The sequence below is a fragment of the Streptomyces sp. NPDC039465 genome, from assembly GCF_055639315.1.
In genome coordinates this window covers 211,909-237,921 of the sequence record NZ_JBVKAP010000005.1, presented here as the reverse complement: position 1 = coordinate 237,921, position 26,013 = coordinate 211,909, and the positions used below count along the sequence as shown (strand labels likewise).

The window sequence follows — 26,013 nt, the reverse complement described above, 5'->3', positions numbered from 1 at the left end:
GGAGGCGGGTCAGTCACCCGTCCCATGGGACTCGAAGCGCCAGCGGTGCACCGGACGCGTGATCAGGTCGGCGGCCGGTTCGGGCAGTTCCGGCAGTTCGGCGTCGAGCGGCGCGTCCCACCAGGTGAGGACGAGAACGCGGTCCTGCGGCGCCGAGAAGAGCTCCCGGCGCAGCGGCTCGGCCGCGAGCTCCTGGGCCCGCGCCCACTCCAGGAGTTCGGCGCCACGGCCCTGCACCGCGCGCGCCTCCCACATCAGGGCCACCGTCGTCACGAGTACAGGTTCTCCTTGCTGATCTCGTGCACGTGGTCGTGGCTGTGGTTGCCGGGGACGTGCGGGTCGGTCACCGGCAGCGAGGAGTCCGCGGACAGCTCCAGGTCGGAGGCGGGGCGGTTGCGGGCCACCATCTCCGCGCCGAGCGCCGCGACCATCGCGCCGTTGTCGGTGCACAGCCCCGGCCGGGGCACCCGCAGCCGGATGCCGGCCCGCTCGCACCGCTCCTCGGCGAGCGCCCGCAGCCGCGAGTTGGCGGCCACGCCGCCGCCGATCATCAGATGGTCGACGCCCTCGTCCTTGCAGGCCCGTACGGCCTTGCGGGTGAGCACGTCCACGACCGCCTCCTGGAAGGAGGCGGCGACGTCCCGTACGGGCACCTCCTCGCCCGCCGCCCGCTTGGCCTCGATCCAGCGGGCCACGGCGGTCTTGAGGCCGGAGAACGAGAAGTCGTAGGCGGGGTCGCGGGGGCCGGTCAGGCCGCGCGGGAAGGCGATCGCCTCGGGGTCGCCCTCCTTGGCGAGCCGGTCGATGACCGGGCCACCGGGGAAGCCGAGGTTCAGCACCCGCGCGATCTTGTCGAACGCCTCGCCCGCCGCGTCGTCGATCGTCGCGCCCATGGGGCGTACGTCGGCGGTGATGTCGGGCGCGAGCAGCAGCGAGGAGTGCCCGCCGGAGACCAGCAGGGCCATCGTCGGCTCGGGCAGCGGGCCGTGTTCGAGCTGGTCGACACAGATGTGCGAGGCGAGGTGGTTCACCCCGTAGAGCGGCTTGTTCAGCGCGTACGCGTACGCCTTGGCCGCCGAGACGCCCACGAGCAGCGCGCCCGCGAGGCCGGGACCGGCGGTGACGGCGATGCCGTCGAGGTCCTTCGCGGAGATCCCGGCCTGCTTGAGGGCGCGCTCGATGGTGGGGACCATCGCCTCCAGGTGGGCGCGCGAGGCGATCTCGGGGACCACGCCGCCGTAGCGGGCGTGGGTGTCGACGCTGGAGGCGACGGCGTCCGCGAGCAGGGTCGTGCCGCGCACGATGCCGACACCGGTCTCGTCGCACGAGGTCTCGATGCCGAGTACGAGCGGTTCGTCAGCAGCCATCAGTCAGTCTCTTCTGTTCCTTGAACGGTCAGTCGCATCACGAGCGCGTCGACGTTGCCCGGCTGGTAGTAGCCGCGCCGGAAGCCGATGGGCTCGAAGCCGAAGCGCTCGTACAGCTTCTGCGCCCGGGTGTTGTCCACACGGACCTCCAGGAGCACTTCCTCGCACTCGAAGGCCGTGGCGTACTGCAGCAGATCGGTCAGGAGCCGGGCGCCGAGGCCCGTGCCCCACTGGTCGCGGGAGGCCGCGATGGTCTGTACGTCGCCGAGTCCGCCGGCCGCCGCGAGGCCCGCGTATCCGACGATCCGGCCGGTGCCGTCCTCGGCGACGACATAGCGCCGGGAGGCGGCCGGGCCGCGGGCGTGCGCGAGCTCGGACCAGAACATCCCGGCGGACCAGGCGTCCTCGGGGAAGAGGTCGTGTTCCAGCTCCAGCACCGGTGCGATGTCCCACCAGCGCATCTCGCGCAGCTCGGCGGCCGTACGGGTCACGAGGGGGTGACCACCTTGTAGTTCTTCGGCACCTGCGCGTCGGGGCGGCGCAGGTAGAGCGGGAGGGGCTCCAGGAATGATTCTCCGGCCTTCAGCCGCTCGGCGGCGAGCGTGGCGAGGGCCGCCGCGGACTGGTGCTCGGGGGCCCGGGCGTCGGGAAAGACGTCGGGGTAGAGCACGGCTCCCGCGCCGACCGCCGGGAGGCCGGCGACCTGCTCGGCGATGTCCGCGGGCCGGTCGACGGCCGGTTCGCCGACCCGGGTGCGGAAACCTTCGTACCGTGCCCAGTAGACCTCCTTGCGGCGCGCGTCCGTCGCGACGACGAACGGCTCCTCGATGCCGGAGGCGTACGCCAGACCGTCGAGGGTGCACAGGCCGTGCACGGGGACGCCGAGGACCGAGGCGAAGGTGGTGGCGGTCACCAGGCCGACCCGCAGGCCCGTGTACGGGCCGGGGCCGACACCGACGACGACGCCCGTGACCTGGTCGAGCGTGCGTCCGGCCGCGGTGAGGACGCGGTGGACGGAGGGCAGCAGCAGTTCCCCGTGCCGGCGTGCGTCGACCTGACTGGATTCGGCGACGACGGACTCACCGTCGTGGAGGGCGACGGTGACGGCGGGTGTGGCGGTATCAACGGCGAGCAGGAGCACGCGAACAGCCTACGGCTCCACGGCCCCAGGCACGCCGCCCCGCCCCTGTCGGCCCCGGCTGCTACCGTCACCACGGGTACATACGTCTGAGAGGTGGACACCGTGGCAAGGAGCAGCTCGGGATTCGTGGCCGGGCTCACCGTGGCGGCGATCGCCGCGGTCTCTTTCCTCGCCTACCAGGCGTCGGCCAGCGTGCCGGCGGATCTGTCGGCGAAGCCGATGACCCCGGCGGCCCCGCCCGCCCCGTCGGCCGGCGGACCGCGCAAGCCGGTCAAGGACCCGCTGGCGGTCCCCGCGAAGTCGGGCTCCGGCCAGCGGGTGGTCTACGGACTCGCCGACCGGCGGGTGTGGCTGGTGGACGGCTCCAACCGCGCGACGCGGGCGTTCAGTGTCATGCCGAGCACGGTCAGCCCGAAGCCCGGGACGTACGCGGTGACCTCCCGGTCCGGGCTGGTGCGCGGGTCGGACGGGGTGCAGGTCGAGCACGTGGTGCGGTTCGCCAGCGTCGACGACGTCCCGATCGGGTTCAGCGCGGCCGTGGACGGCACGCTCGCCAGCCCGGATCCGAAGCGCCGCACCGGCGGCGTGCGGATGAAGCGGGCCGACGGCGACGCGCTGTGGTGGTTCGCGACGATCGGCTCGAAGGTGGTCGTCGTCCCGTAGGTGGGACACATCCCCCGATCGGGCTACGCGGCGTCGCGCCGCGGCTCACGCTCCTCGGTGACCTCGTCGGCCTCGGTCTTCCGCGGCGGCGTCGACACCGCGCTGGCCGCCGCGCAGGCCGCCAGCAGATCCGTCATGGACACCGCGGACACCGCCCGCGGGGACGGGGGCGTGCGCGTTTCACGGTCACGCTCGGATGCCGGCATGGATGCCTCCTGAGGCTCCGGGGGCAGGCGTGGTTAGGTAGACCTAACCAGCTTGTAGGACCATGTCACCACGCTTCGTACGACCGGCGCAACATCTTGCCGACGTCTTGTCGGAACGTACGGCACCCAAGGGGCCCTAGACCAGCGTGAGGTCCTCGGTGGACCAGCGGCTGCCCAGGCCGCGCAGGGTCACCGTGCGCCGGTCGTCGTCGGTGTCGCCCACCACGCGGTGGATCAGCACGTGCAGCCGCTCCTCGGACAGGTCCTCGACCTTGCCGTCGCCCCACTCCACGACCACCACCGACTCGGGCAGCGAGACGTCCAGGTCGAGGTCCTCCATCTCGTCGAGACCGCCGCCGAGGCGGTACGCGTCGACATGGACCAGGGCCGGGCCGCCGGTCAGGGAGGGGTGGACCCGGGCGATGACGAAGGTCGGCGAGGTGACCGCGCCCCGCACGCCGAGGCCTTCGCCGAGGCCACGGGTGAGGGTCGTCTTCCCGGCGCCGAGCTCGCCGGTGAGCATCACGAGATCGCCCGGGCGGAGCAGTTTCGCGAGACGCCGTCCGGTCTCCTGCATCTGCTCGGGCGAGTCGACGGCGAAGGTGGCCTCAGTGGCCTGGCTCTGCGGTGCTTCCATACGAGCCAACGTTAGTCGCTGCCGGTACGGCCCCGACCCGCACGAGCAGGTCCGCGAGCCGGTCGGTCACCGCCTCCGGGTGCTCCAGCATCACCAGATGGCCGGCGTCGGGGACGATGACCAGCTCGGCGTCGGGCAGCAGATCGGCGATGGCCTCGGTGTGCGAGCTCGGCGTGACCAGGTCGCGGTCGCCGGCCAGGGCGAGCGCGGGCACCTCCTGGAAGATGTCGAGCGCGTCGGCCTTGTCGTGCTCGGTGAAGGCCGGGTAGAACTCCGCGACCACGTCGATCGGGGTCGACTCGATCATCCGCTCGGCGAACCGCGCGATGGCCGGGTCCACGTCCCGGGACGAGAACGAGTACCTCTTGATCAGCCCGGCGAACAGGTCGGCCGTGGCGCGGCGGCCCCGCTCGACCAGCTCCGCCTGCGAGCCGAGGGCCCGCAGTACACCGGGCAGGACACGCCGTACGGCGTTGACCCCGGCGACCGGCAGACCGTAGTTGACCTCGCCCAGCCGCCCGCAGGACGTCCCGACGAAGGCGACGCCGACGACCCGGTCCCGGATCAGCTCGGGGTGCTGGTCGGCCAGGGCCATCATCGTCATGCCGCCCATCGAATGGCCGACCAGGACGAGCGGGCCGGTGGGCGCGGCGGCGTCGATGACCGCCTTCAGGTCGCGGCCGAGCCCGTCGATGGAGACCGGCACCCCGGCCGGGCCCTGCTGCGCCACGCCGCGGGCCGAGCGGCCGTGGCTGCGCTGGTCCCAGTGGACGGTACGGACCAGGCCGCGCAGGGCGGCGCGCTGGAAGTGCCAGGAGTCCTGGTTCAGGCAGTAGCCGTGGCTGAAGACGACGGTGACGGCGGCGGGCGCCTTGCGCCCGAAGAGCCGGCGCCGACGCGGGCCGGGGACCTCCGCCTCGACCTCGTCGACCTCGTAGTACAGCTCGGTGCCGTCGTCCGCGACGGCCCGGCCGGGCGTGCCGCGCAGGGCGCCGTACGGTCCTGCCGCGTCGAGGGCGAGCCGGGCCTTGCGGCGGATCCCCCGGCCGACGGTGAGCCGCTCGATGGCGACGCCCGCGGCGGCCCCGGCGGCGATCACACCTATCGCGGCGCCTGCGAGGCCCGCGCGGCGCCAGTTGTCGGTGGCGGCGGCGACGATCTCCCCCGTACTGGTCTCGCTCACTCCCGCTCCCTACTGATCCAGGACCTCATTCAGTTCGTTCAGTTCAGTTCGGTTCGTTCGCTTCGTCGAGCTCATTCAGATAAACACGCGGAACCCTCGAACCGATCCTGGTGACGATCTCGTACGCGATGGTGTCGGCGGCCCGCGCCCAGTCCTCGGCCGTCGGCTCGCCCCGGTCCCCCGGTCCGAACAGCAGGGCTTCGGTGCCCGGCGCGGGCGTGTCGCCGCCGAGGTCGACCACGAACTGGTCCATGGCGACGCGCCCGGCGACCGTACGGACCTTGTCGCCGACCAGCACAGGGCCGCGCCCGGAGGCGTGCCGGGGGATGCCGTCCGCGTAGCCGACGGGCACCAGACCGAGCGTGGTCTCGCGCTCGGTGACGTAGTGATGCCCGTAACTGACGCCATGACCCGCGGGGGCCTGCTTCACCAGCGCGACGCTCGCCGCGAGGGTCATGACCGGGCGCAGGCCGAAGTCGGCCGGGGTGCCGATCTCGGGGCTGGGCGAGATGCCGTACATCGCGATACCGGGCCGGACCAGGTCGAAATGGGTCTCGGGGAGGGTGAGCGTCGCCGGGGAGTTGGCGAGGTGCCGTACCTCCGGCTCGACGCCCTCCTTCTCCGCGTACGCCAGCATCGTGCGGAAGACCTCCAGCTGGGCGGCGATGGAGGGGTGGCCGGGCTCGTCGGCGCAGGCGAGGTGCGACCAGACGCCGGTGACCTGGACCAGGCCGTCCTGCTGCGCCTTCAGCGCCTCGCCGACGAGCTCGGCCCAGTCGGCGGGCTGACAGCCGTTGCGGCCGAGGCCGGTGTCGGCCTTGAGCTGGATCCGGGCCCGCTTGCCGGTGGCGCGGGCGGCCTCGGTGACCTCGCGCAGCGCCCACAGGCCGCTGACGGTCATGTCGAGGCCGGCCTCGATCCCGGCGTCCCAGGGGTCGCCGGGCGTCCACAGCCAGCACAGGATCCGCGCGTCCCGCAGCCCGGCGGCGCGCAGGGCGAGTGCCTCGTGCGGGGTGGCCGTACCGAGCCAGGTCGCGCCGGCCTGGAGGGCGGCGCGGGCACACCGGACGGCCCCGTGTCCGTACGCGTCCGCCTTGACGACGGCCATCACCTGGGTGCCGGGCGCGACCCGGGCGCGCAGCGTGCGGACGTTGGCACGCAGCGCACCGAGGTCGATCTCGGCGCGGGCTCGCGGGGGCGGCGGTGTCTCAGTCATCGCGCCCAGTGTCTCAGGTGTCAGCCACCGGGCCGTGTGCCCCAGATGTAGACCCGGTCACCCTTGTGCAGCACGCCCCGGAGTTTCTTGGCGTCCTTGTGGCGCAGAGTGACGCAGCCACGACTGCCGCCGGAGCTGTAGATGTTGTCGTAGACGCCGTGGAGGGCCTGGCCGCCGCTGAAGAACTGGCTGTAGGGCATGGGGACGTTGTAAGGGGCGTGTCGGGGCGGGATTAGCCCATGCGGGGCGGGGTCGGGGTGGCCTGGGCGCCCCTGCTCGCGCCTTGAGCCGGGGCCTGCTCCGGGACCGGCGCGCCCGCGCCGCCTCCGTTGGACCGGCCCGAGGCCAGGCCCGGGGTTGGCCCGGTTGCCGGCCCCGGGGGCCAAGGGCCTACTTCGTCACATCCCGCCACGCACCCGGCAGCGCCGCCGCGACGTCCTGTGCCGAGACGGGCGCGCCCGAGGAGGCGCGGCGGGCCGCGAGGCCGTGGAGGTAGGACGCGGTGGAGGCCGCGTCCGCAGGGCGCAGGCCCGCCGCGAGGAGGGAGCCGGCGAGGCCGGAGAGGACGTCGCCGGAGCCGGCCGTCGCCAGCCAGTGCGTGCCCGTGGGGTTCGCCCGTACCGCCGCCCCGCCGTCCGGGGACGCCACCAGCGTCGTCGAGCCCTTGAGCAGCACCGTCGCGCCGTACCGCGCCGCCAGCTCCCGTACCGCCCGCAGCCTCCCCGCCTCCACCTCGTCCCGTGACACCCCGAGCAGCGCCGCCGCCTCCCCCGCGTGCGGGGTGAGCACGGTGGGGGCGCTGCGGGCCCGGACGACCGCGGCGTCCAGGTCCCGCAGCCCGTCCGCGTCCACCAGCACCGGCACGTCCGAGGCCAGTACGTCCGCCACCCCCGGCGCGTCGCCGAGCCCCGGCCCGACCACCCACGCCTGGACCCGGCCCGCCTTGGCCGGCGGCCCGTCGTGGACCAGGGTCTCCGGGAAGCGCCCGATCACCGCGTTCCCGGCCGGGCCCACGTACCGCACGGCACCCGCCCCGCCCCGCAGCGCCCCGGCCACGGCGAGGACGGCGGCGCCGGGGTAGCGGGCGGACCCGGCGACGACGCCCACCACTCCGCGCCGGTACTTGTCGCTCGACGCCGTCGGCACCGGCAGCATCCGGGCCACGTCCTCGTGCTGGAGCGCCTCGACGTCCGGTACGGACGGCAGATGGTCGTCGAGCCCGATGTCGACGAGGCGTACCGCCCCCGCGTACTCCCGCGCCGGGTCGATCAGCAGCCCGGGCTTGTACGTGCCGAAGGTGACCGTCGCGTCCGCCCGCAGCGCCTCCCCCGTCACCTCCCCCGTGTCCGCGTCCACGCCGCTCGGCAGATCGACGGCGACCACGAACGCGTTGGAGCCGCGGGCCGCCCGCGCCACCGGCAGCGCGTCGGGGCGCAGCCCGCCGCGGCCGCCGATGCCGGTGATGCCGTCGAGGACGAGGTCCGCGGTGGCGAGGACCTGGAAGGGGTCGTCGGTCACCCGCCCGCCGGCCCGGTGGAGCGCGGCCAGTCCGCCTTCGTGGGCGCGGGAGCCGAGCAGGACCGCCTGGACCCCGGCGCCGCGCCGGGCGAGCCGCGCCCCGGCGTACAGCGCGTCGCCGCCGTTGTCGCCGCCGCCGGCGAGGACGACGACCCTGGCGCCGTACACCCGCCCCCGGCCGAGCAGCGCGCAGCAGGCCGCGGCGAGCCCGGCCGCCGCCCGCTGCATCAGCGTGCCCTCCGGCAGCTTCGCCATGAGTTCGGCCTCTGCGGCCCGTACGGTCTCGACGCGATGAGCGGTACGCATGGGCCGAGTCTGCCGCAGAACCGGCCCGTTCACGATCACGCCGACGGGCGCCCGCTCTGACTGCGCGCCCGCGCTCACGCCTCCGCGAGTACGCCCGGGCGTCCGCGCCTGTGCTTACACGTCCGGTGCGGCTAGGCGCGCAGCACTCACGCCTCGGCGATCACGATGCCGCACCGACGCCCGCTCAGGCCCGCCCCCGCGCTGAAGCGCCCTGGCGGACGCCGAGTTCCTCGACGCCGGCGGAGCCGCTGGGCGCACGCCACCGCGGCGCGCGGCGGGGGCGGGCGGCCCGGCGCCCACACGTGGCTCCGCCCGCGCCCGCGCTCACGCCTCCGCGATCACGACCGCGGACGCCACCCCCGCGTCATGGCTGAGCGACACATGCCAGTTCCGTACGCCCAGCTGCTCGGCCCGTGCCGCCACCGAGCCGCGTACCCGCAGCCGGGGCTGCCCCGACTCCTCGACGTACACCTCCGCGTCCGTCCAGTGCAGACCGGGCGGCGCGCCCAGCGCCTTCGCCAGGGCCTCCTTCGCCGCGAACCGCACCGCGAGCGACGCCGGTCCACGCCGCTCGCCGCTCGGCAGGAGCAACTCGCTCTCCACGAAGAGCCGTTGCAGCAGCCCCGGCGTCCGTTCCAGCGACGCGGCGAAGCGGTCCACCTCGGCCACGTCGATTCCCACCCCGATGATCATTCGCCCCTTGCTCCACTCACTCCACCGTCACGGATTTCGCCAGATTGCGCGGCTGGTCCACCTCGTTGCCACGGGCGGTCGCCAGTTCGCAGGCGAAGACCTGCAACGGCACGGTAGCGACCAGGGGCTGGAGCAGCGTCGGCGTGGCCGGGATCCGGATGAGGTGGTCGGCGTACGGCTCGACCGAGGTGTCGCCCTCCTCCGCGATCACGATGGTCCGCGCCCCGCGCGCCCTGATCTCCTGGATGTTGGAGACGATCTTGTCGTGCAGGACGGACCGGCCGCGCGGGGAGGGGACGATGACGACCACCGGCAGGTCCTGTTCGATCAGCGCGATCGGACCGTGCTTGAGCTCGCCCGCCGCGAAACCCTCCGCGTGCATGTAGGCGAGCTCCTTGAGCTTGAGCGCGCCCTCCAGGGCGACGGGGTGGCCGACGTGCCGGCCGAGGAAGAGGACGGTGTTCTTGTCGGCGAGGGAACGGGCCAGGGCCCGTACCGGCTCCATCGTCTCCAGGACCCGCTCCACCTCGTCGGCGATCTTCGCGAGGTCCCGGATGACGGCGTGGATCTCGTCGCCCCACTGGGTGCCCCGGACCTGCCCGAGATACAGCGCGACGAGGTAGCAGGCCACGAGCTGGGTGAGGAACGCCTTGGTGGAGGCGACCGCGACCTCCGGTCCTGCGTGCGTGTAGAGCACGGCGTCGGACTCGCGCGGAATGGTCGAGCCGTTGGTGTTGCAGATGGCGAGCACCTTCGCGCCCTGCTCGCGGGCGTGCCGCAGCGCCATCAGGGTGTCCATGGTCTCGCCGGACTGGGAGATGGCGACGACGAGGGTGCGCCCGCCGAGGATGGGGTCCCGGTAGCGGAACTCGCTGGCGAGCTCCACCTCGCAGGGGATCCGGGTCCAGTGTTCGATGGCGTACTTGGCGATCAGCCCGGCGTGGAAGGCGGTGCCGCACGCCACGATCACGACCTTGTCGGCCTCGCGCAGCACCGCGTCGGGGATGCGGAGCTCGTCCAGGCTGAGCCGGCCGCTCGCGTCGATCCGGCCGAGGAGGGTGTCGGCGACCGCCTTGGGCTGCTCGGCGATCTCCTTGAGCATGAAGTAGTCGTAGCCGCCCTTCTCGGCGGCCGAGGCGTCCCAGTCGACGTGGTACGAGCGGACGTCGGCGGCCGCGCCGTCGAAGTCGGTGACGGTGACGCCGTCCCGGCGCAGCTCGACGACCTGGTCCTGGCCCAGTTCGATCGCGCTGCGGGTGTGGGCGATGAACGCGGCGACGTCGGAGGCGAGGAAGTACTCGCCCTCGCCGACCCCGACGACGAGGGGGGAGTTGCGGCGGGCGCCGACCACCACGTCGGGGTCGTCGGCGTGCACGGCGACGAGCGTGAAGGCGCCCTGGAGCTGCCGGCACACCAGCCGCATCGCCTCCGCCAGGTCCCCGCAGGACGAGAAGGACTCGGCGAGCAGATGCGAGACGACTTCGGTGTCGGTCTCGGAGGCGAGGATGTGGCCGCGCTCTTCGAGCTCGTCGCGGAGCGCGGCGAAGTTCTCGATGATGCCGTTGTGGACGACGGCGACCCGGCCGGCGTTGTCGAGGTGCGGGTGCGCGTTGGCGTCCGTCGGCGCGCCGTGGGTGGCCCAGCGGGTGTGCCCGATGCCGGTGGATCCGGTCGGCAGGGGCCGGTCCACCAGCTCCTTCTCCAGGTTGACGAGCTTGCCCGCCTTCTTCGCCGCGGCCAGCCCGCCGTCGACGAGCACCGCGACCCCGGCCGAGTCGTAGCCCCGGTACTCGAGCCGCTTGAGACCCGCGATCACCACATCGAGCGCCGACTGCCCGCCGACGTACCCCACGATTCCGCACATGTCCGGCAGCCTACGACCCGTCGGCCCGGCTCACCTCAGCTTGGCGGCCTGCGCGTCGAGGACGTCCAGCGGCTCGGCGACCGGCCCGCCGGAGGGGCTGACCGTGGAGTAGGTGGCGAGGTGGTTGCGGACCTGCGACGCCATGACCTTAGAGATCACCGGCTCGCCGGCCACCTCGCTCGTCACGGTCCAGGCGAGTCTCGAGCGACCGGCCATGACCATCGGCTCCACCTTGACGACCTTCGTCGTCTCACCCATCAAGGTGAGCGTGAAGCCGCCGGCGCACGCCTCGGTGGAGGTACGCAGCGCCCGGAAGGCCTCCTGGGCGCCGGTGCCGTCGTACGAGGCGAGCCCGACGGAGGTGACCGGCGCCTCGAGCGCGGCGCGAGCGGCCTCCTCCGGCGAGGCCGTGGCGGTCTGGACCGACCCTTCGGCGATCTTCACGCGCGCGGTGGCGCCCGGCTTGCCGATGGCGACCATGGACATGGCGTGGGCCAGCGGCTTGCAGGCGGGCTTGTCCGTGACGACCGCACTCCCCGGCACGACATCCGCCGCCCCGCCCTTCGCCACGGTGAACCTCGGAGGAAGGTCCGCCTTCACGACGGCCCGCTCCTCCAACTCCACCCCACTCAACGCCCTGACCCCGCCCGCCCCTTTGCCCTTGGCGTCCCCGCTTTCCGCACCCTGGCCCGTACAGGCGGTGGCCGACAGGGCGCAGCAGACGGCGGCCGCGGAGAGGGCGGCACGACGGACGAGGGAGGTTCTCATCGGGTTTCCTCGGTTTCCGTGGTGGGACACGTGATCGAGCCAGTTGATCACGCACCGCCGGGAAAACCGGTCGATATCGCCCATCGCGTCGGGTGCGTCGGGTGTACGCCACGTGACCGAGCACACGACCCACAATTCCCGGTCACCCCCGACAATGTCCTTGTGATCACCTCGCCGCCACGAAGCCGCAAGACGGAGACGTCCCCGTACGTCGACCTCACCCGTGCCGAGTGGAGCGCGCTGCGCGACAAGACGCCGCTGCCCCTCACCGCCGAGGAGGTCGAGCGGCTGCGTGGGCTGGGGGACGTCATCGACCTCGACGAGGTGCGGGACATCTATCTGCCGCTGTCGCGGCTGCTCAATCTGTACGTGGGGGCCACCGCCAATCTGCGCGGGGCGCTCAACACCTTCCTCGGTGACGCGGGCAACGGGCACGGCACCCAGCAGGGCACCCCCTTCGTCATAGGCGTCGCCGGATCCGTCGCCGTCGGGAAGTCGACCGTCGCCCGGCTGCTTCAGGCGCTGCTCGCCCGCTGGCCCGAACACCCGCGGGTGGAGCGGGTCACCACCGACGGGTTCCTCTATCCGATGGAGGAGCTCAAGCGGCGCGGGCTGATGTCGAGGAAAGGTTTCCCCGAGTCCTACGACCGGCGCGCGCTGACCCGGTTCGTCGCCGACATCAAGGCGGGCAAGGACGAGGTCACCGCCCCGGTCTACTCCCACCTCATCTATGACATCGTCCCCGGCGAGCGGCTCGTCGTCCGCCGCCCCGACATCCTCATCGTCGAGGGGCTCAACGTCCTCCAGCCGGCTCTGCCCGGCCAGGACGGCCGGACCAGGGTCGGCCTCGCCGACTACTTCGACTTCAGCGTCTACGTGGACGCGCGCCCCGAGGACATCGAGCGCTGGTACCTGAACCGGTTCCACAAGCTGCGGGAGACCGCCTTCCAGAACCCGTTCTCGTACTTCCGCAAGTACACCCAGGTCTCCGAGGAGGAGGCCCTCGACTACGCGCGCACGATGTGGCGGACCATCAACAAGGTCAATCTCCTGGAGAACGTGGCTCCCACGCGCGGACGTGCGACGCTCGTCGTACGCAAGGGTCCGGACCACAAGGTCCAGCGGCTGTCGCTGCGCAAACTCTGAGGAGCCAGGACGTGCTGCACCTCCGCCTGATCGTCCCGGCCGACCGCACCGACGAGGTCGTCCGGACGATCGAGAAGACCGTGGGCACGACGCATCTCGCCGTCGTGCCGGGTGCCGCCCGCAACCCCTCGGGGGATCTGGTCCTGTGCGACGTCGCCCGCGAGGCCGGGGACGAACTCCTCGGCTCACTACGGGCGTTGGGCATCGACAAAACGGGTTCGATCGCCGTCGAGAACATCGACCTGAGCATCTCCAAACGCGCGGAGAAGGCCGAGGAGGAGGCCCCGGGCGAAGGCGCCGACGCCGTGCTATGGGAGCACCTTCGGGACGCGACGCACGAAGAGTCGACCCTGAGCATCACCTACGTGGCGTTCCTGGCCGTCGCCACCATGCTCGCCGCGTGTGGCGTGATGCTCGACAACGCGATCCTGATCGTGGGCGCGATGGCGGTCGGGCCCGAGTTCGGCCCGCTGGCGGGCATCTCCACCGCACTCGTGCAGCGCGCCCCGCGCCTGGCGTGGCGCTCGCTGACGGCCCTGCTCGTCGGCTTCGCCGCGGCGATGCTGCTCACCGCGGGCTTCGCCTGGGTCCTGGACCAACTCGGCCTCTTCGAGAAGGCGATGGTCGAGGCGGAGCGCCCGAACACGGCCTTCATCTACCAGCCGGACTGGATGTCGTTCGTGGTGGCGCTGCTGGCCGGCGTCGCCGGCACCCTCTCGCTGACCTCCGCCAAGTCCGGCGCCCTGATCGGCGTCGCCATCTCGGTGACCACGGTCCCCGCGGCGGCCAACGCGGCGGTCGCCTTCAGCTACCGGGACTACGGCCAGACCTGGGGTTCGACCGGGCAGCTCCTGGCCAACCTGGGCGGCATCGTGCTCGCGGGCACGATCACGCTGCTGCTCCAGAAGGCGCTCTGGGCGACCCAGAAGCGCGCCTAGAAACGCGCCTGCGTACGGGAATGGGCCGGGCGCACCCCGCGAGGTACGCCCGGCCCGTTGCCGCGAAGAGCGTCTAGCCGAGCGCCGACTTCACCACGTCGGCGAGGCGGCCGGCCACGGTCCGCGCCTGCTCGATGTCGGCGGCCTCGACCATGACCCGTACCAGCGGCTCCGTACCCGACGGCCGCAGCAGCACCCGCCCGGTCGTGCCGAGCTCGCGCTCCGCCTCCGCCACCGCCGCGCCCAGGTCGGCCGAGGTCTTCACCCGCGACTTGTCGACGTCGGGGACGTTGATGAGGACCTGCGGCAGCCGCTCCATCACGCCGGCCAGGTCGGCCAGCGACCGGCCGGTCGCCGCGATCCGGGCCGCCAGCATCAGACCGGTCAGCGTGCCGTCGCCGGTGGTGGCGTGGTCCAGGACGATGACGTGCCCGGACTGCTCGCCGCCGAGCGCGTAGTCGTTCTCCTTCATCGACTCCAGGACATACCGGTCGCCGACGGCGGTCTGGACGAGCTGGAGGCCCTCGCGCTCCATGGCCAGCTTGAAGCCGAGGTTCGACATGACCGTCGCGACGACGGTGTCCCCGCGCAGCGTGCCCGCCTCGCGCATGGCGAGGGCGAGGACGGCGAGGATCTGGTCGCCGTCGACCTCCTGGCCGGCCGCGTCCACGGCGAGGCAGCGGTCGGCGTCACCGTCGTGGGCGATGCCGAGGTCCGCGCCGTGCTCGACGACGGCGGCCTTCAGCAGCTCCAGGTGGGTCGAGCCGCAGCCGTCGTTGATGTTGAGGCCGTCGGGCGTGGCACCGATGGTGACGATCTCGGCCCCGGCCCGGGTGAACGCCTCGGGCGAGACCCGGGCGGCCGCGCCGTGCGCCTCGTCGAGGACGATCTTCAGGCCGTCGAGGCGGTTCGGCAGGACGGAGATGAGGTGGTCGACGTACTTGTCGAAGCCCTCGTCGTAGTCGCGGACCCGGCCGACGCCCGCACCGGTGGGACGGTCCCAGGGGGCGCCGGTGCGGTGCTCCTCGTAGACGGTCTCGATCCGGTCCTCCAGCTCGTCGGCGAGCTTGTGGCCGCCGCGGGCGAAGAACTTGATGCCGTTGTCGGGCATGGCGTTGTGGCTCGCGGAGAGCATCACGCCGAGGTCGGCTCCGAGCGCACCGGTGAGGTACGCCACCGCCGGGGTGGGCAGCACGCCGACGCGCAGCACGTCCACGCCCGCGCTGGCCAGGCCGGCCACGACGGCGGCCTCCAGGAACTCTCCCGACGCACGCGGGTCCCGGCCGACCACGGCGGTCGGCCGATGTCCCTCAAAGGTCCCCGCCTCGGCGAGCACGTGCGCCGCCGCGACCGACAGACCGAGCGCCAGCTCCGCCGTCAGATCCGCGTTGGCGACACCGCGCACGCCGTCCGTGCCGAAGAGTCGTCCCACAGCTGTCCTCCGAAAATGCTCCGAAAATGCAGGCCTCCAAGGCTTCGTGTGCCCCGAGGTCGTGGAAAGACGTACGCCCCGGCAGCACGGAGGTGCCGCCGGGGCGTACGTGAAATGCAGGCCGAGCAGGCGATTTAGCGCTTGCTGTACTGCGGGGCCTTACGGGCCTTCTTGAGACCGGCCTTCTTGCGCTCGACCGCACGGTCGTCGCGGGAGAGGAAGCCGGCCTTCTTCAGCGCCGGGCGGTTGTTGTCGACGTCCGCCTCGTTCAGCGCACGGGCCACGCCGAGGCGCAGGGCGCCGGCCTGGCCGGAGACGCCGCCACCCGAGATACGGGCGATGACGTCGTAGCGGTTGTCGAGCTCGAGCACCTTGAAGGGCTCGTTGACTTCCTGCTGGTGCACCTTGTTCGGGAAGTAGTCCTCGAGGGTGCGACCGTTGATCTTCCACTTGCCGGTGCCCGGAACGATCCGGACGCGGGCGATGGCGTTCTTGCGACGGCCCAGGCCGGCGGCCGGCTGCGGGTCGCCGAAGCGGGACGCGAGGGACTCCGAGGTGTACTCACCCTCGACGGGGACCTCGGACTCGAAGGTGGTGACCTCGGCGTAGGTCTCCTCGCCCTCGATGGGGTTCTCAACAGTGGTCTCGGCCACGATGCTCCTCAGATTCTGTTTCGTCTTAGGGGGTGGCCGGAATTACTGCGCGACCTGGGTGATCTCGAACGGGACCGGCTGCTGGGCAGCGTGCGGGTGGTTCTCGCCCGCGTAGACCTTCAGCTTCGAGAGCATCTGACGGCCCAGGGAGTTCTTCGGGAGCATGCCCTTGACGGCCTTCTCGACGGCCTTCTCGGGGTTCTTGTCCATCAGCTCGTCGTAGCGGACGGAGCGCAGACCACCCGGGTAACCGGAGTGGCGGTACGCCATCTTCTGGGTCCGCTTGTTGCCGGACAGGTGCACCTTGTCCGCGTTGATGATGATGACGAAGTCACCAGCGTCAACGTGCGGCGCGTAGATCGGCTTGTGCTTGCCCCGGAGAAGGGTGGCGGCGGTGGTGGCCAGACGGCCCAGGACGATGTCCTGCGCGTCGATGATGTGCCACTGGCGCGTCACATCGCCGGGCTTGGGGCTGTACGTACGCACGGTCGTAGCCTTCGCTTCTTCAGTGAGTGGTCCTGACAAGGCCACCCGGACGATGCACGACAGCCCTGGCAGTGCGACGGGGACGCAACCCGTGCACATGCCGCTGGTCATCGGCCCGGTGGACCGGCGTAAGGGCCTCTCACGTGAGATAGAGCAAGCCAATACGCATAACAAAGCAGAAGCGTACCCGGGCTCCCCCGGGCGGGTCAAAACGGGTTGCGCACGACCGACCGCGCCGCCTCACGGCGCGCCGAGCGCCCGGGCGAGCGCCTGGGCTTGGTTGCGGGTGTACCCGCCGGTGATCTGGGCGCTTCCCCCGGACAGCCGCTCCAGCACCATGATGTTGCTCACCAGCCGGTCCTTGCCGAGCACGAAGGCCAGCTGGTTGCGCGGCTCGCTCTGCCCCGCGACCTTCCCGGTCAGCTCGGCGAAGGCCTGCGCGTCCTTGTCCTGGAAGGTGATCTGCACCTCCCAGGTGCCGGAGGTCGACGCCTCCACCACCTGTATCTCCCGAAGGCGGTCGACGCTCATTCCGCCGGAGTCCCTGGCCACCACGCACTTGTCCCTGTTGTCCGAAGTGAACGAGAGCCCCTCGGGCGGCGGCGACTCGCCCGCCGGCAGCTGCGCCCCGGGCCGGTCGGGGAAGCACACGCCCTGGCGCACGCTCTCCACCTCCATGATCCGCAAGGGCTGCTCGGGCGCGCCGGGCGCGGCGGTGGCGCCGCTCTCCCACGGCCGTACGACGGCCAGGACGACCCCGGCGGCCGCGACGGCCACCCCGGACGCCACCGGCCACCAGGGCCGCCGGGCGCCGCGCGTGGCCGGTGCCGCGGCCCCGGGGAGCGCCCCGCCACCGAGCGGCGACGTCGGCCCGGGAGCCGGTACGGGCCCCGTCGCCGCGTCCGGGTCCACCCGCCGGCGTGCCTCCTCGACCGCCCGCAGCCGCTCGTCGCGGTGGAGCTCGATCGCCTCGGTCCAGGCCGGGCTCAGCCACGCCCGGCGGGCGTCGGCAGCCCCGTCCAGCCGCCGCGAGCAGTACGCCAGCAGCGCGGCGGGAGTGGGGCGGTCGGCCGGGTCGGGGGCGAGGCAGGGCAGCACGAGCGGCGCCAGTTCCTCGGGCAGCCCGGTGACGTCCAGGTCGTTCGTGGCCGCCCGTACCAGCTGCTCGATCGCCGGGCCGGCCCCGCCGCCGACGTACGGCGCCCGGCCCACGGCCAGGTGGAAGAGCGTCGCCCCCAGCGAGAACACGTCCGACGCCGTGGTCGTCGGCTCGCCCCGGGCCTGCTCGGGGGAGGCGTACGCGACGGTCCCGAGCGCCGCGTCGGTGCGCGTCACGTCATGGGCCTGCGAGATCCCGAAGTCGATCACCCGGGGCCCGTCGAGCGGCAGCAGCACGTTGGACGGCTTCACGTCCCGGTGCACCAGACCGGCCGAGTGCAGCGAGACCAGGGCCTCGGCCATGCCGGCCGCCACCCAGTACAGCGCCCGGGGCTCCAGCGGCCCACACCGCTCCACGAGCTCCTTGAGCGACGGCGCGGGCACGTACTCGGTCGCCATCCAGGGGACCGCCCCCGAGGCGTCGGCGTCCACCACGCTCGCGGTGTAGACGCCCTTCACCCGCTGGGCGAGGCCGACCTCCCGGGCGAACCGCCGACGGTCGTCCTCGCCGTACGTGAGCAGCGTCTTGACCGCCACCAGCCGCCCGCCCGGCGAGCGCGCCAGAAAGACCCGACCCATCCCGCCGCCGGCCAGCTCCGCGAGCACGGTGAACGGCCCGAACTTCTCCCCCGGCTGCATACGCCACCCCCGGCGGGCACCTTACCCACGGGCGCCCCGGCGCACGCCGGTTCCCGGCCGCTCGGCTCAGCGGGCCCGCTCGACGCGCCGCTCGTCCCAGACCGGCTCGCTCGTCTCCCGTACGACCCCGTCGGAGCCGAAGACCAGATAGCGGTCGAAGGACTTCGCGAACCAGCGGTCGTGGGTGACCGCGAGGACCGTGCCCTCGTACGACTCCAGGCCGTCCTGGAGGGCCTCGGCCGACTCCAGGTCGAGGTTGTCCGTCGGCTCGTCCAGGAGCAGCGCGGTGGTGCCGGCCAGCTCCAGGAGCAGGATCTGGAAGCGGGCCTGCTGGCCGCCGGAGAGCTTCTCGAAGGACTGGTCGCCCTGACGCTCCAGCTCGTAGCGGCGCAGCACCGACATCGCCCCGCCTCGGTCCTTGGCGTGCTCGGTCCACAGGATGTCGACGAGCGAGCGGCCCCTCAGCTCGGGGTGGGCGTGCGTCTGGGCGAAGTGCCCGGCGACCACTCGTGCGCCCAGCTTCCAGGTGCCCGTGTGGGCCACGTCCTCCCCGGCCAGCAGCCGCAGGAAGTGCGACTTGCCCGAACCGTTCGAGCCCAGGACCGCCACCCGCTCCCCGTAGAAGATCTCCAGGTCGAACGGCTTCATCAGCCCCGTCAGCTCCAGGCCCGCGCAGGTCACCGCCCGTACGCCCGTACGGCCGCCGCGCAGCCGCATCCGGATGTCCTGCTCGCGCGGGGGCTCCGGCGGCGGCCCCGCCTCCTCGAACTTCCGCAGCCGGGTCTGCGCCGCCGCGTACCGGGAGGCCATCTCATGGCTGACCGCGGCCGCCTGCCGCAGGTTCACCACCAGCTTCTTGAGCTGCGCGTGCTTCTCCTCCCAGCGCCGCTTCAGCTCCTCGAACCGCGCGAACCGCTCCCGACGCGCCTCGTGGAACGTCCCGAAGCCGCTGCCGTGCACCCAGACGTCGCTGCCCGCGGGCCCGGGCTCCACCGCGACAATCTTCTCGGCGGCGCGGGCGAGCAGCTCCCGGTCGTGGGAGATGAACAGCACGGTCTTACGGGTCTCCCGCAGCCGCTCCTCCAGCCACCGCTTGCCGGGCACGTCGAGATAGTTGTCCGGCTCGTCCAGGAGCAGCACCTCGTCGGAGCCGCGCAGCAGCGCCTCCAGGACCAGGCGCTTCTGCTCACCGCCGGAGAGCGTGCGGACCTCCCGGAACTGCGCCTTGTCGTACGGCACGCCCAGCGCCGCCGTCGTGCAGATGTCCCAGACCGTCTCGGCCTCGTAGCCCTGCGCCTCCGCCCAGTCGCTGAGCGCCTGCGCGTACGCCATCTGCGCGGCCTCGTCGTCCACGGTCATGATGCGGTGCTCGGCCTCGTCGACCGCCTTCGCCGCCTCCCGTATCCGCGGCTGCGCGACCGAGACCAGCAGGTCACGGACCGTACGCTCGTCCCGCACCGAGCCCACGAACTGCGGCATCACGCCCAGCCCGCCGCTGACCGTGACCGAGCCGCCGTGCGGCTGGAGCTCCCCGGAGATCAGCCGCAGGAGGGTCGTCTTGCCGGCGCCGTTGGCGCCGACCAGGGCTACGACGGAGCCCTCCCCGACCCGGAAGGAGGCGTCCGCGAGCAGCACCCGCCCGTCCGGAAGGTAGTACTCGAGGTGCGCGGCTTCGACATGTCCCATGCTGCGCATTGTCGCCGCAGGCCCGGCCCCCACCCAACCGGTTTAGGATGCGCGGCATGAGCTTTGGGGGACCGCAGGAGCCGCAGCAGCCGGGACAGCAGCACGGACAGCAGCCGTTTCAGCAGCCGAACAGTTTTCCGTCACACCAGCCGCAGCAGCCGTTCGGGACGCACACCCCGGACTGGGGCGCGCTCGCCGACGCCTCCGCGGCCCGCAACCGCCGTAAGCGCTGGCTGCTGATCGGCGGCGGCGCCCTGGCCACCGCGGCGATCGCCGCGATCGTCGCGACCGCCGTCGTCTCCTCCAACAGCTCCCCCGGCAAGGGCGCCCAGGACAAGAACGCCACCGCCCTGTCCAGCGACACCGCGCTGCCGAGCGACACCACCCAGCCGCAGCCGTCCTTCTCCTCGGTGGCTCCCCCGCCCCCGCCGAACCCGAGGGACTTCATCGCCACTGACAAGAAGGACCGCGCCCCGCTGAGCGCCGACTCCCTCTTCCCGGGCAAGAAGCTCACCATGAACGGCCGCGTCTACCAGAAGGGCGCGACCTCCTCCACGACCAACTGCGCCTCCGTCACCCAGGGCGCCCTCGGCGGCGTACTGCAGCGCAACGGCTGCGACCGGGTCATCCGGGCCACGTACGAGAAGGACGGCGTGGCGATCACCGTCGGCGTCGCCGTCTTCCCCACCGAGGCCCAGGCCCTCAAGGCGAAGGAGCAGGCCAGCGGCGGTGTCGCCCCGCTCGCCGGCGGCGGCGTCGACGACTTCTGCCGCGCCACGGTCTGCCTGCGCCGGGCCAACGCACTCGGCCGGTACGCCTACTTCACCCAGGCCGGGTTCACCAACGGCAAGAAGGTCACCAAGGGCGACAAGGCCGTCTTCACCACCAGCGACGACCTCGCCGCCTTCACCTTCAACCAGATCTGGGCCCGGGGCCGCGCCCAGGCGTCAGCCGCAGCCACCGCACCCGCCGCCTGACCCGGCGACCGGCAGCGTCCGCTTGTTACGGGCCTCCAGGTTCCGGGCGGCCAGCAGCTCGTCGGCCGGGTAGCCGACCTCCTCCAGGGTGAGCCCGTGGGGCCGTACGACATGCACGGCCGAGTCCCGCACACCCGCCGCGAGGACCTTCCCTGGCCACTCGACCGGCCGGTGCCCGTCCCCGACGAAGAGCAGCGCGCCGACGAGCGAGCGGACCATGTTGTGGCAGAAGGCGTCCGCCTTCACGGTCGCCTCCAGGATCCCGCCCGGCCGCCGCTCCCAGCGCAGCTCCTGGAGGGTCCGGATGGTGGTGGCGCCCTCGCGCTTCTTGCAGTACGCGGCGAAGTCGTGCTCGCCGACGAGCCGCTCGGCGGCGGCGTTCATGGCGTCCATGTCGAGCGGCCAGTCGTGCCAGAGCACATGGCCGCGCAGCAGCGGGTCGACACCGCCGGGGTTGTCGGTGACCCGGTAGGCGTAGCGCCGCCAGATCGCCGAGAAGCGCGCGTTGAAGCCGGCCGGGGCCTCGGCGACCTTCCAGATCCGTACGTCGTGCGAGAGCCGCCCCGCCAGCCGCCGCAGCAGCTTGTCCTGGTGCTCGGCCCACACCTCTTCGGGCAGATCGACATGGGCGACCTGGCCGCGGGCGTGCACCCCGGCGTCGGTCCGCCCGGCGACGGTCAGCTCGTACGTCTCCTTGGACCGGGTCACCGTCCGCAGGGCGTCCTCGATGTCGCCCTGCACGGTCCGCTGGCCGCGGGCCTGCTTGGCCCAGCCGGAGAAGTCCTTGCCGTCGTACGAAAGATCCAGCCGCACCCGTACGAAGCCGGGCTTCACCTCATCGCTCACGCGATCCATCCTCTCAAGCAGATCAAGCGGAACGGGCCCGCCCCCCGAGGGGGACGGGCCCGTTCACCAGCCTTCAGAACGCGATCAGGCGTCCTTGGACTCCGCGGCCGGGGCCTCGGCGGCCTCGTCCTTGGTCTCCTCGGCCTTGGCGGCCTCGTCGGCCTCCTTGACGGCGCGCTTGGTGGCGGCCTCGGCCTCGGCGACGGTCGCCTTCTTCGCGATCTCGCCCTCGACCAGCTCGATCACGGCCATCGGGGCGTTGTCGCCACGACGGTTGCCGACCTTGGTGATGCGGGTGTAGCCACCCGGACGCTCGGCGTAACGCGGAGCGATCTCGGTGAAGAGCGTGTGGACGACGCCCTTGTCCGTGATGGTCTGCAGCACCAGGCGACGGTTGTGGATGTCGCCCTTCTTCGCCTTGGTGATCAGGCGCTCGGCGACCGGACGCAGGCGGCGGGCCTTGGCCTCGGTCGTGGTGATGCGGCCGTGCTCGAAGAGCGACTTCGCCAGGTTGGCGAGAAGCAGCTTCTCGTGCGCGGCGCTGCCGCCCAGACGGGCTCCCTTGGTGGGACGCGGCATGGTGTTTCTCCTCGTGATCTGCACCGGCCGTACGAGGTACCGATGTCAGTGTCCGAGCGGGCGGTTACCCGTCGGAGATCCGGGACAGCCCCGTCAGGGGCGGTCCCGGAGGGGGCGCGGGGCTGAGTCGATTGACGGCTCCGCCGTGTGTGCGCGATCAAGCACAGCGCACCCGCACCCGAGTACGGACCGTGAGGCCCGAGCTCTTAGTACTGCTCGGTCTCGACGAACCCGGCATCCGCGTCGTCGTCGGCGCCGAAGGCGTCGGCGGCGGCGGTCGGGTCGAATCCGGGCGGGCTGTCCTTGAGGGCCAGGCCCATGCCGGCCAGCTTCGCCTTGACCTCGTCGATCGACTTCGCACCGAAGTTGCGGATGTCGAGCAGGTCGGCCTCGGAACGGGCGACGAGCTCACCCACGGAGTGGATGCCCTCACGCTTGAGGCAGTTGTACGACCGAACGGTGAGCTCGAGCTCCTCGATCGGCAGCGCCAGGTCGGCGGCGAGGGCGGCGTCCGTGGGGGACGGGCCCATGTCGATGCCCTCGGCGTCGATGTTGAGCTCGCGGGCCAGACCGAACAGCTCGACCAGGGTCTTACCGGCGGACGCCATGGCGTCACGCGGGCGCATGGCCTGCTTGGTCTCGACGTCGACGATCAGCTTGTCGAAGTCGGTGCGCTGCTCGACTCGGGTCGCCTCGACCTTGTAGGTGACCTTGAGCACGGGGCTGTAGATGGAGTCGACCGGGATACGGCCGATCTCCTGGCCCACCTGCTTGTTCTGCACGGCGGAGACGTAGCCGCGACCGCGCTCGACGGTCAGCTCCATCTCCAGCTTGCCCTTGCCGTTGAGCGTGGCGAGGACCAGGTCGGGGTTGTGCACCTCGACACCGGCCGGCGGGGCGATGTCGGCGGCGGTGACCAGACCCGGGCCCTGCTTGCGCAGGTACATCACGACCGGCTCGTCGTGCTCCGAGGAGACGACCAGCTGCTTGATGTTGAGGATGAGGTCGGTGACGTCCTCCTTGACGCCCGGCACGGTGGTGAACTCGTGCAGGACACCGTCGATACGGATGGACGTGACGGCCGCACCCGGGATCGAGGAGAGGAGCGTACGACGCAGGGAGTTGCCGAGCGTGTAGCCGAAGCCCGGCTCCAGCGGCTCGATGACGAACCGCGAGCGGTACTCGTCGACGACCTCTTCGGTCAGCGAGGGACGCTGAGCGATCAGCATGTTGTGAATCCTTCAGTCATGGACACCCACTATTTGATGTCCTGAGACACCGGGCGGAGCCCGATGGTGTTACGTGCAAGGGTACGGGCGGTACGCCCCCGAAGAGCCGTACCGCCCGAAAGTCCTGCTCCAGCAGCCGTGCGTCAGACGCGGCGGCGCTTCGGCGGACGGCAGCCGTTGTGCGGCGTGGGGGTGACGTCCTGGATCGAGCCGACCTCGAGGCCGGTGGCCTGGAGGGAGCGGATCGCGGTCTCACGGCCGGAGCCGGGACCCTTGACGAAGACGTCGACCTTGCGCATGCCGTGCTCCTGCGCGCGGCGGGCGGCCGACTCGGCGGCCATCTGCGCGGCGAAGGGGGTGGACTTGCGCGAGCCCTTGAAGCCGACGTGGCCGGCGGAGGCCCAGGAGATCACGTTGCCGGACGGGTCCGTGATCGAAACGATGGTGTTGTTGAACGTGCTCTTGATGTGCGCGTGGCCGTGAGCGACGTTCTTCTTTTCCTTGCGGCGCACCTTCTTGGCAGCGCCCTGACGACCCTTGGGGGGCATCTATATCTCCTACGGGAGGTGGTCGGTCCTACAGCGAAGACCGCGTGGTCAAGCGTCCGCTGAGGACTACTTCTTGCCCGGCTTCTTCTTACCGGCGATGGCGCGACGCGGGCCCTTGCGGGTACGGGCGTTCGTGCTGGTGCGCTGACCGTGGACCGGCAGGCCACGGCGGTGGCGCAGACCCTGGTAGCAGCCGATCTCGACCTTGCGGCGGATGTCGGCCTGGATCTCGCGGCGGAGGTCACCCTCGGTACGGAGGTTGGCGTCCACGTACTCGCGGATCTTGACCAGGTCCTCTTCGGCCAGGTCACGAACGCGGGTGTTCGGGTTCACGCCGGTGGAGGCGAGGATCTCCTTGGACCGGGTGCGCCCGATACCGAAGACGTAGGTGAGTGCGATCTCCACGCGCTTTTCGCGCGGGATGTCGACACCGGAAACGCGTGCCATTCAATGGCTCCTGTGTGATCGGGGGTCTTCCGCAAAGCCGGTCCCGACTGCCGTATGAGGTACAGATCGGGTCCCCGGCCCCCGCCGGAGGTGTCGTCAGCCGTGGAACACGGCCCGACGGGCTCTGCGTATGTACGTATTACTTGCGTCGCGCGATGAACTGCGAGGTGCAGGTCGGCGTGCGTCAGCCCTGGCGCTGCTTGTGGCGCAGGTTGTCGCAGATGACCATGACCCGGCCGTGACGGCGGATCACCTTGCACTTGTCGCAGATCTTCTTGACGCTCGGCTTGACCTTCATGGGATGTGAGGTTCTCCGGGTCAGTGCCACCACCCCGCCGGAGCGGATGCCCCGCCGCGGGTGCGACAAGATCTACTTGTAGCGGTAGACGATCCGGCCACGCGTCAGGTCGTACGGAGAAAGCTCCACGACGACCCGGTCATCCGGGAGGATGCGGATGTAGTGCATCCGCATCTTGCCGCTGATGTGCGCGAGGACCTTGTGACCGTTCTGGAGCTCCACCTTGAACATGGCGTTCGGGAGGGACTCGATCACGGTGCCCTCGATTTCGATGGCACCTTGCTTCTTGGCCACGCTTCGCCTTTCGAATCGGCTACCTTGATCGACTCCCGCAGCCGTGTGCGGACACACGGGTACACGAGAGCCGACGCATCAGTCTACGTCAGGGCCCTGGAAAAGACGAATCCGAGAAGTTTGCCCAGCGTAGAAGATTTTTAAGCGAGGGCTATGCCAGCGGGTCCGGCGCGGCGGTGATGCCCAGCTCGGCGAGCTTCGCCTTGCCTCCGTCGACCGCCGTCAGGACCAGCGGGCCCTCTTCCGTCAGGGCCACCGAGTGCTCCCAGTGCGAGGACCAGGTGCCGTCGGTGGTGATGACGGTCCAGTCGTCCTCCAGCACCTCGGTGCGGGGCGTGCCCAGCGAGACCATCGGCTCGATCGCCAGACAGAAGCCGGGCACGAGCTTGGGGCCCTTGCCGCGCTTGCGCGCGACGTAGTTCAGCAGGTGCGGGTCCATGTGCATCTCGGTGCCGATGCCGTGGCCGCCGTAGTCCTCGATGATTCCGTACTTGCCGCCGCCGGGCTTCGGCTGGCGGCGGATGTACGTCTCGATGGCGCGGGAGATGTCGACGAGGCGGTTGCCGTTCTTCATCGCGGCGATGCCGGCCCACATCGACTCCTCGGTCACCCGGGACAGCTCGATGAGCTCCGGAGCGTGACCGTCACCCACGAAGGCGGTGTACGCGGCGTCGCCGTGCCAGCCGTCGACGATCGCGCCGCAGTCGATGGAGATCACGTCGCCGTCCTTGAGGACGGTCTTGTCGTCCGGGATGCCGTGGACGACGACCTCGTTGACCGAGGTGCAGATGGTGGCCGGGAAGCCGCCGTACCCGAGGAAGTTCGACTTCGCGCCGTGGTCGGCGATCACCTTGCGGGCGACCTCGTCCAGGTCCTTGGTGGTGGCGCCGGGCACCGCCGCCTCACGGGTCGCCGCATGGATGGCGGCGACGACCAGTCCCGCCTCGCGCATCTTCGCGATCTGCTCGGGGGTCTTGATCTGCACCATTGGGGCGGGCGCCTTTCCATCGGGGGGTTTCGTGCGTGGGACACATCAACGATACGGCCGCGGCGCCCCTGGGGGGCACCGCGGCCGTATCCGTAACAGCTGTCGGG

Annotated in this window: 30 protein-coding genes; 4 read left to right on the top strand and 26 right to left on the bottom strand. The window is 71.6% G+C overall.

Going from position 1 to position 26,013, the window contains the following annotated elements; translation table 11 throughout:
- Positions 1-9: 9 nt before the first annotated feature.
- Genes ACZ7LT_RS19105 through tsaB form a run of 4 tightly spaced genes read right to left on the bottom strand, consistent with a single transcriptional unit; the run spans position 10 to position 2,508 of the window.
- Entirely contained in the window at positions 10-255 is a 246-nt protein-coding gene (locus ACZ7LT_RS19105) for a hypothetical protein (protein WP_471237462.1), read from the bottom strand.
- A gap of 14 nt (positions 256-269) precedes the next feature.
- Positions 270-1,367 carry a tRNA (adenosine(37)-N6)-threonylcarbamoyltransferase complex transferase subunit TsaD gene (gene tsaD / locus ACZ7LT_RS19100; protein WP_471237199.1) on the bottom strand — a complete coding sequence of 366 codons (1,098 nt, stop codon included), beginning with the start codon at positions 1,365-1,367 and terminating at the stop codon, positions 270-272.
- Positions 1,367-1,828, bottom strand: a complete 462-nt coding sequence (gene rimI, locus ACZ7LT_RS19095) for a ribosomal protein S18-alanine N-acetyltransferase (protein ID WP_471237461.1) — start codon at positions 1,826-1,828, stop codon at positions 1,367-1,369. The genes tsaD and rimI overlap by 1 nt, the downstream gene beginning before the upstream one ends.
- Before the next feature lie 26 nt (positions 1,829-1,854).
- Complete coding sequence (gene tsaB / locus ACZ7LT_RS19090) at positions 1,855-2,508, bottom strand: tRNA (adenosine(37)-N6)-threonylcarbamoyltransferase complex dimerization subunit type 1 TsaB (protein ID WP_471237198.1); 654 nt, start codon at positions 2,506-2,508, stop codon at positions 1,855-1,857.
- Between the two features lie 102 nt (positions 2,509-2,610).
- Here tsaB and ACZ7LT_RS19085 point away from each other — a divergent pair, with 102 nt between their 5' ends.
- Positions 2,611-3,171: a hypothetical protein gene (locus ACZ7LT_RS19085; protein WP_471237197.1), complete on the top strand. Its 561-nt coding sequence runs from the start codon at positions 2,611-2,613 to the stop codon at positions 3,169-3,171.
- 23 nt (positions 3,172-3,194) lie between these two features.
- Here ACZ7LT_RS19085 and ACZ7LT_RS19080 read toward each other — a convergent pair whose 3' ends face one another.
- From ACZ7LT_RS19080 to ACZ7LT_RS19040, 9 genes are all read right to left on the bottom strand, one after another.
- On the bottom strand, positions 3,195-3,377 hold the full coding sequence (locus tag ACZ7LT_RS19080; RefSeq protein WP_471237196.1) for a hypothetical protein: 183 nt from the start codon (positions 3,375-3,377) through the stop codon (positions 3,195-3,197).
- Positions 3,378-3,513: 136 nt separating this feature from the next.
- On the bottom strand, positions 3,514-4,014 hold the full coding sequence (gene tsaE, locus ACZ7LT_RS19075) for a tRNA (adenosine(37)-N6)-threonylcarbamoyltransferase complex ATPase subunit type 1 TsaE (protein WP_471237195.1): 501 nt from the start codon (positions 4,012-4,014) through the stop codon (positions 3,514-3,516).
- Positions 3,986-5,197 (bottom strand): alpha/beta fold hydrolase, encoded by a 1,212-nt coding sequence (locus tag ACZ7LT_RS19070; protein WP_471237194.1) that lies wholly within the window; start codon positions 5,195-5,197, stop codon positions 3,986-3,988. Before ACZ7LT_RS19070 ends, tsaE begins: the two co-directional genes overlap by 29 nt.
- Positions 5,198-5,240: 43 nt before the next feature.
- Positions 5,241-6,413 carry an alanine racemase gene (gene alr / locus ACZ7LT_RS19065; RefSeq protein ID WP_471237193.1) on the bottom strand — a complete coding sequence of 391 codons (1,173 nt, stop codon included), beginning with the start codon at positions 6,411-6,413 and terminating at the stop codon, positions 5,241-5,243.
- Between the two features lie 20 nt (positions 6,414-6,433).
- On the bottom strand, positions 6,434-6,799 hold the full coding sequence (locus ACZ7LT_RS19060; RefSeq protein WP_471237192.1) for a L,D-transpeptidase: 366 nt from the start codon (positions 6,797-6,799) through the stop codon (positions 6,434-6,436).
- A gap of 4 nt (positions 6,800-6,803) precedes the next feature.
- Positions 6,804-8,237, bottom strand: coding sequence for an NAD(P)H-hydrate dehydratase (locus tag ACZ7LT_RS19055; RefSeq protein ID WP_471237191.1), 1,434 nt, complete (start codon positions 8,235-8,237; stop codon positions 6,804-6,806).
- A 324-nt stretch (positions 8,238-8,561) separates the two neighbouring features.
- Complete coding sequence (locus tag ACZ7LT_RS19050) at positions 8,562-8,930, bottom strand: holo-ACP synthase (RefSeq protein WP_471237190.1); 369 nt, start codon at positions 8,928-8,930, stop codon at positions 8,562-8,564.
- 16 nt (positions 8,931-8,946) lie between these two features.
- Positions 8,947-10,794: a glutamine--fructose-6-phosphate transaminase (isomerizing) gene (glmS, locus tag ACZ7LT_RS19045; protein WP_471237189.1), complete on the bottom strand. Its 1,848-nt coding sequence runs from the start codon at positions 10,792-10,794 to the stop codon at positions 8,947-8,949.
- Positions 10,795-10,824: 30 nt separating this feature from the next.
- Positions 10,825-11,562, bottom strand: a complete 738-nt coding sequence (locus ACZ7LT_RS19040; RefSeq protein WP_471237188.1) for a hypothetical protein — start codon at positions 11,560-11,562, stop codon at positions 10,825-10,827.
- 162 nt (positions 11,563-11,724) lie between these two features.
- Here ACZ7LT_RS19040 and coaA point away from each other — a divergent pair, with 162 nt between their 5' ends.
- Positions 11,725-12,708 (top strand): type I pantothenate kinase, encoded by a 984-nt coding sequence (gene coaA / locus ACZ7LT_RS19035; RefSeq protein WP_471237187.1) that lies wholly within the window; start codon positions 11,725-11,727, stop codon positions 12,706-12,708.
- Between the two features lie 11 nt (positions 12,709-12,719).
- Entirely contained in the window at positions 12,720-13,646 is a 927-nt protein-coding gene (locus tag ACZ7LT_RS19030) for a DUF389 domain-containing protein (protein ID WP_471237186.1), read from the top strand.
- 73 nt (positions 13,647-13,719) lie between these two features.
- Here ACZ7LT_RS19030 and glmM read toward each other — a convergent pair whose 3' ends face one another.
- The 5 genes from glmM to ACZ7LT_RS19005 all read right to left on the bottom strand — a co-directional run bounded on the left by glmM (position 13,720) and on the right by ACZ7LT_RS19005 (position 19,709).
- Positions 13,720-15,078, bottom strand: a complete 1,359-nt coding sequence (glmM, locus tag ACZ7LT_RS19025) for a phosphoglucosamine mutase (RefSeq protein WP_471237185.1) — start codon at positions 15,076-15,078, stop codon at positions 13,720-13,722.
- Positions 15,079-15,212: 134 nt separating this feature from the next.
- Positions 15,213-15,731, bottom strand: coding sequence for a 30S ribosomal protein S9 (gene rpsI, locus ACZ7LT_RS19020; protein ID WP_019888777.1), 519 nt, complete (start codon positions 15,729-15,731; stop codon positions 15,213-15,215).
- Between the two features lie 42 nt (positions 15,732-15,773).
- Positions 15,774-16,217: a 50S ribosomal protein L13 gene (gene rplM, locus ACZ7LT_RS19015; RefSeq protein ID WP_019888776.1), complete on the bottom strand. Its 444-nt coding sequence runs from the start codon at positions 16,215-16,217 to the stop codon at positions 15,774-15,776.
- 240 nt (positions 16,218-16,457) lie between these two features.
- The gene (locus ACZ7LT_RS19010) at positions 16,458-18,014 is read right to left on the bottom strand and encodes a serine/threonine-protein kinase (RefSeq protein ID WP_471237184.1); all 1,557 of its coding nucleotides are present in this window, start codon (positions 18,012-18,014) and stop codon (positions 16,458-16,460) included.
- A gap of 66 nt (positions 18,015-18,080) precedes the next feature.
- Positions 18,081-19,709, bottom strand: a complete 1,629-nt coding sequence (locus tag ACZ7LT_RS19005; RefSeq protein ID WP_471237183.1) for an ABC-F family ATP-binding cassette domain-containing protein — start codon at positions 19,707-19,709, stop codon at positions 18,081-18,083.
- Positions 19,710-19,756: 47 nt separating this feature from the next.
- On the opposite strand from ACZ7LT_RS19005, the gene ACZ7LT_RS19000 reads away from it, so the two are divergent.
- Entirely contained in the window at positions 19,757-20,677 is a 921-nt protein-coding gene (locus ACZ7LT_RS19000) for a hypothetical protein (RefSeq protein WP_471237182.1), read from the top strand.
- Here the strand turns inward: ACZ7LT_RS19000 and truA are convergent.
- From truA to map, 8 genes are all read right to left on the bottom strand, one after another.
- The gene (gene truA, locus ACZ7LT_RS18995; protein WP_471237181.1) at positions 20,648-21,523 is read right to left on the bottom strand and encodes a tRNA pseudouridine(38-40) synthase TruA; all 876 of its coding nucleotides are present in this window, start codon (positions 21,521-21,523) and stop codon (positions 20,648-20,650) included. The two genes, ACZ7LT_RS19000 and truA, sit on opposite strands and share 30 nt — an antisense overlap.
- A gap of 84 nt (positions 21,524-21,607) precedes the next feature.
- Positions 21,608-22,102 carry a 50S ribosomal protein L17 gene (gene rplQ / locus ACZ7LT_RS18990; protein WP_471237180.1) on the bottom strand — a complete coding sequence of 165 codons (495 nt, stop codon included), beginning with the start codon at positions 22,100-22,102 and terminating at the stop codon, positions 21,608-21,610.
- Positions 22,103-22,308: 206 nt separating this feature from the next.
- A complete protein-coding gene (locus ACZ7LT_RS18985; RefSeq protein WP_003956430.1) occupies positions 22,309-23,331 on the bottom strand; it encodes a DNA-directed RNA polymerase subunit alpha in 1,023 nt (340 codons plus the stop codon).
- Between the two features lie 143 nt (positions 23,332-23,474).
- A complete protein-coding gene (rpsK, locus tag ACZ7LT_RS18980) occupies positions 23,475-23,879 on the bottom strand; it encodes a 30S ribosomal protein S11 (RefSeq protein ID WP_003956432.1) in 405 nt (134 codons plus the stop codon).
- A gap of 66 nt (positions 23,880-23,945) precedes the next feature.
- On the bottom strand, positions 23,946-24,326 hold the full coding sequence (gene rpsM / locus ACZ7LT_RS18975) for a 30S ribosomal protein S13 (RefSeq protein ID WP_146481856.1): 381 nt from the start codon (positions 24,324-24,326) through the stop codon (positions 23,946-23,948).
- A 184-nt stretch (positions 24,327-24,510) separates the two neighbouring features.
- The gene (gene rpmJ / locus ACZ7LT_RS18970; protein ID WP_003956441.1) at positions 24,511-24,624 is read right to left on the bottom strand and encodes a 50S ribosomal protein L36; all 114 of its coding nucleotides are present in this window, start codon (positions 24,622-24,624) and stop codon (positions 24,511-24,513) included.
- 72 nt (positions 24,625-24,696) lie between these two features.
- Positions 24,697-24,918: a translation initiation factor IF-1 gene (gene infA, locus ACZ7LT_RS18965; protein WP_003956442.1), complete on the bottom strand. Its 222-nt coding sequence runs from the start codon at positions 24,916-24,918 to the stop codon at positions 24,697-24,699.
- Positions 24,919-25,069: 151 nt separating this feature from the next.
- Positions 25,070-25,906 carry a type I methionyl aminopeptidase gene (map, locus tag ACZ7LT_RS18960; RefSeq protein WP_471237179.1) on the bottom strand — a complete coding sequence of 279 codons (837 nt, stop codon included), beginning with the start codon at positions 25,904-25,906 and terminating at the stop codon, positions 25,070-25,072.
- Between the last annotated feature and the right edge of the window lie 107 nt (positions 25,907-26,013).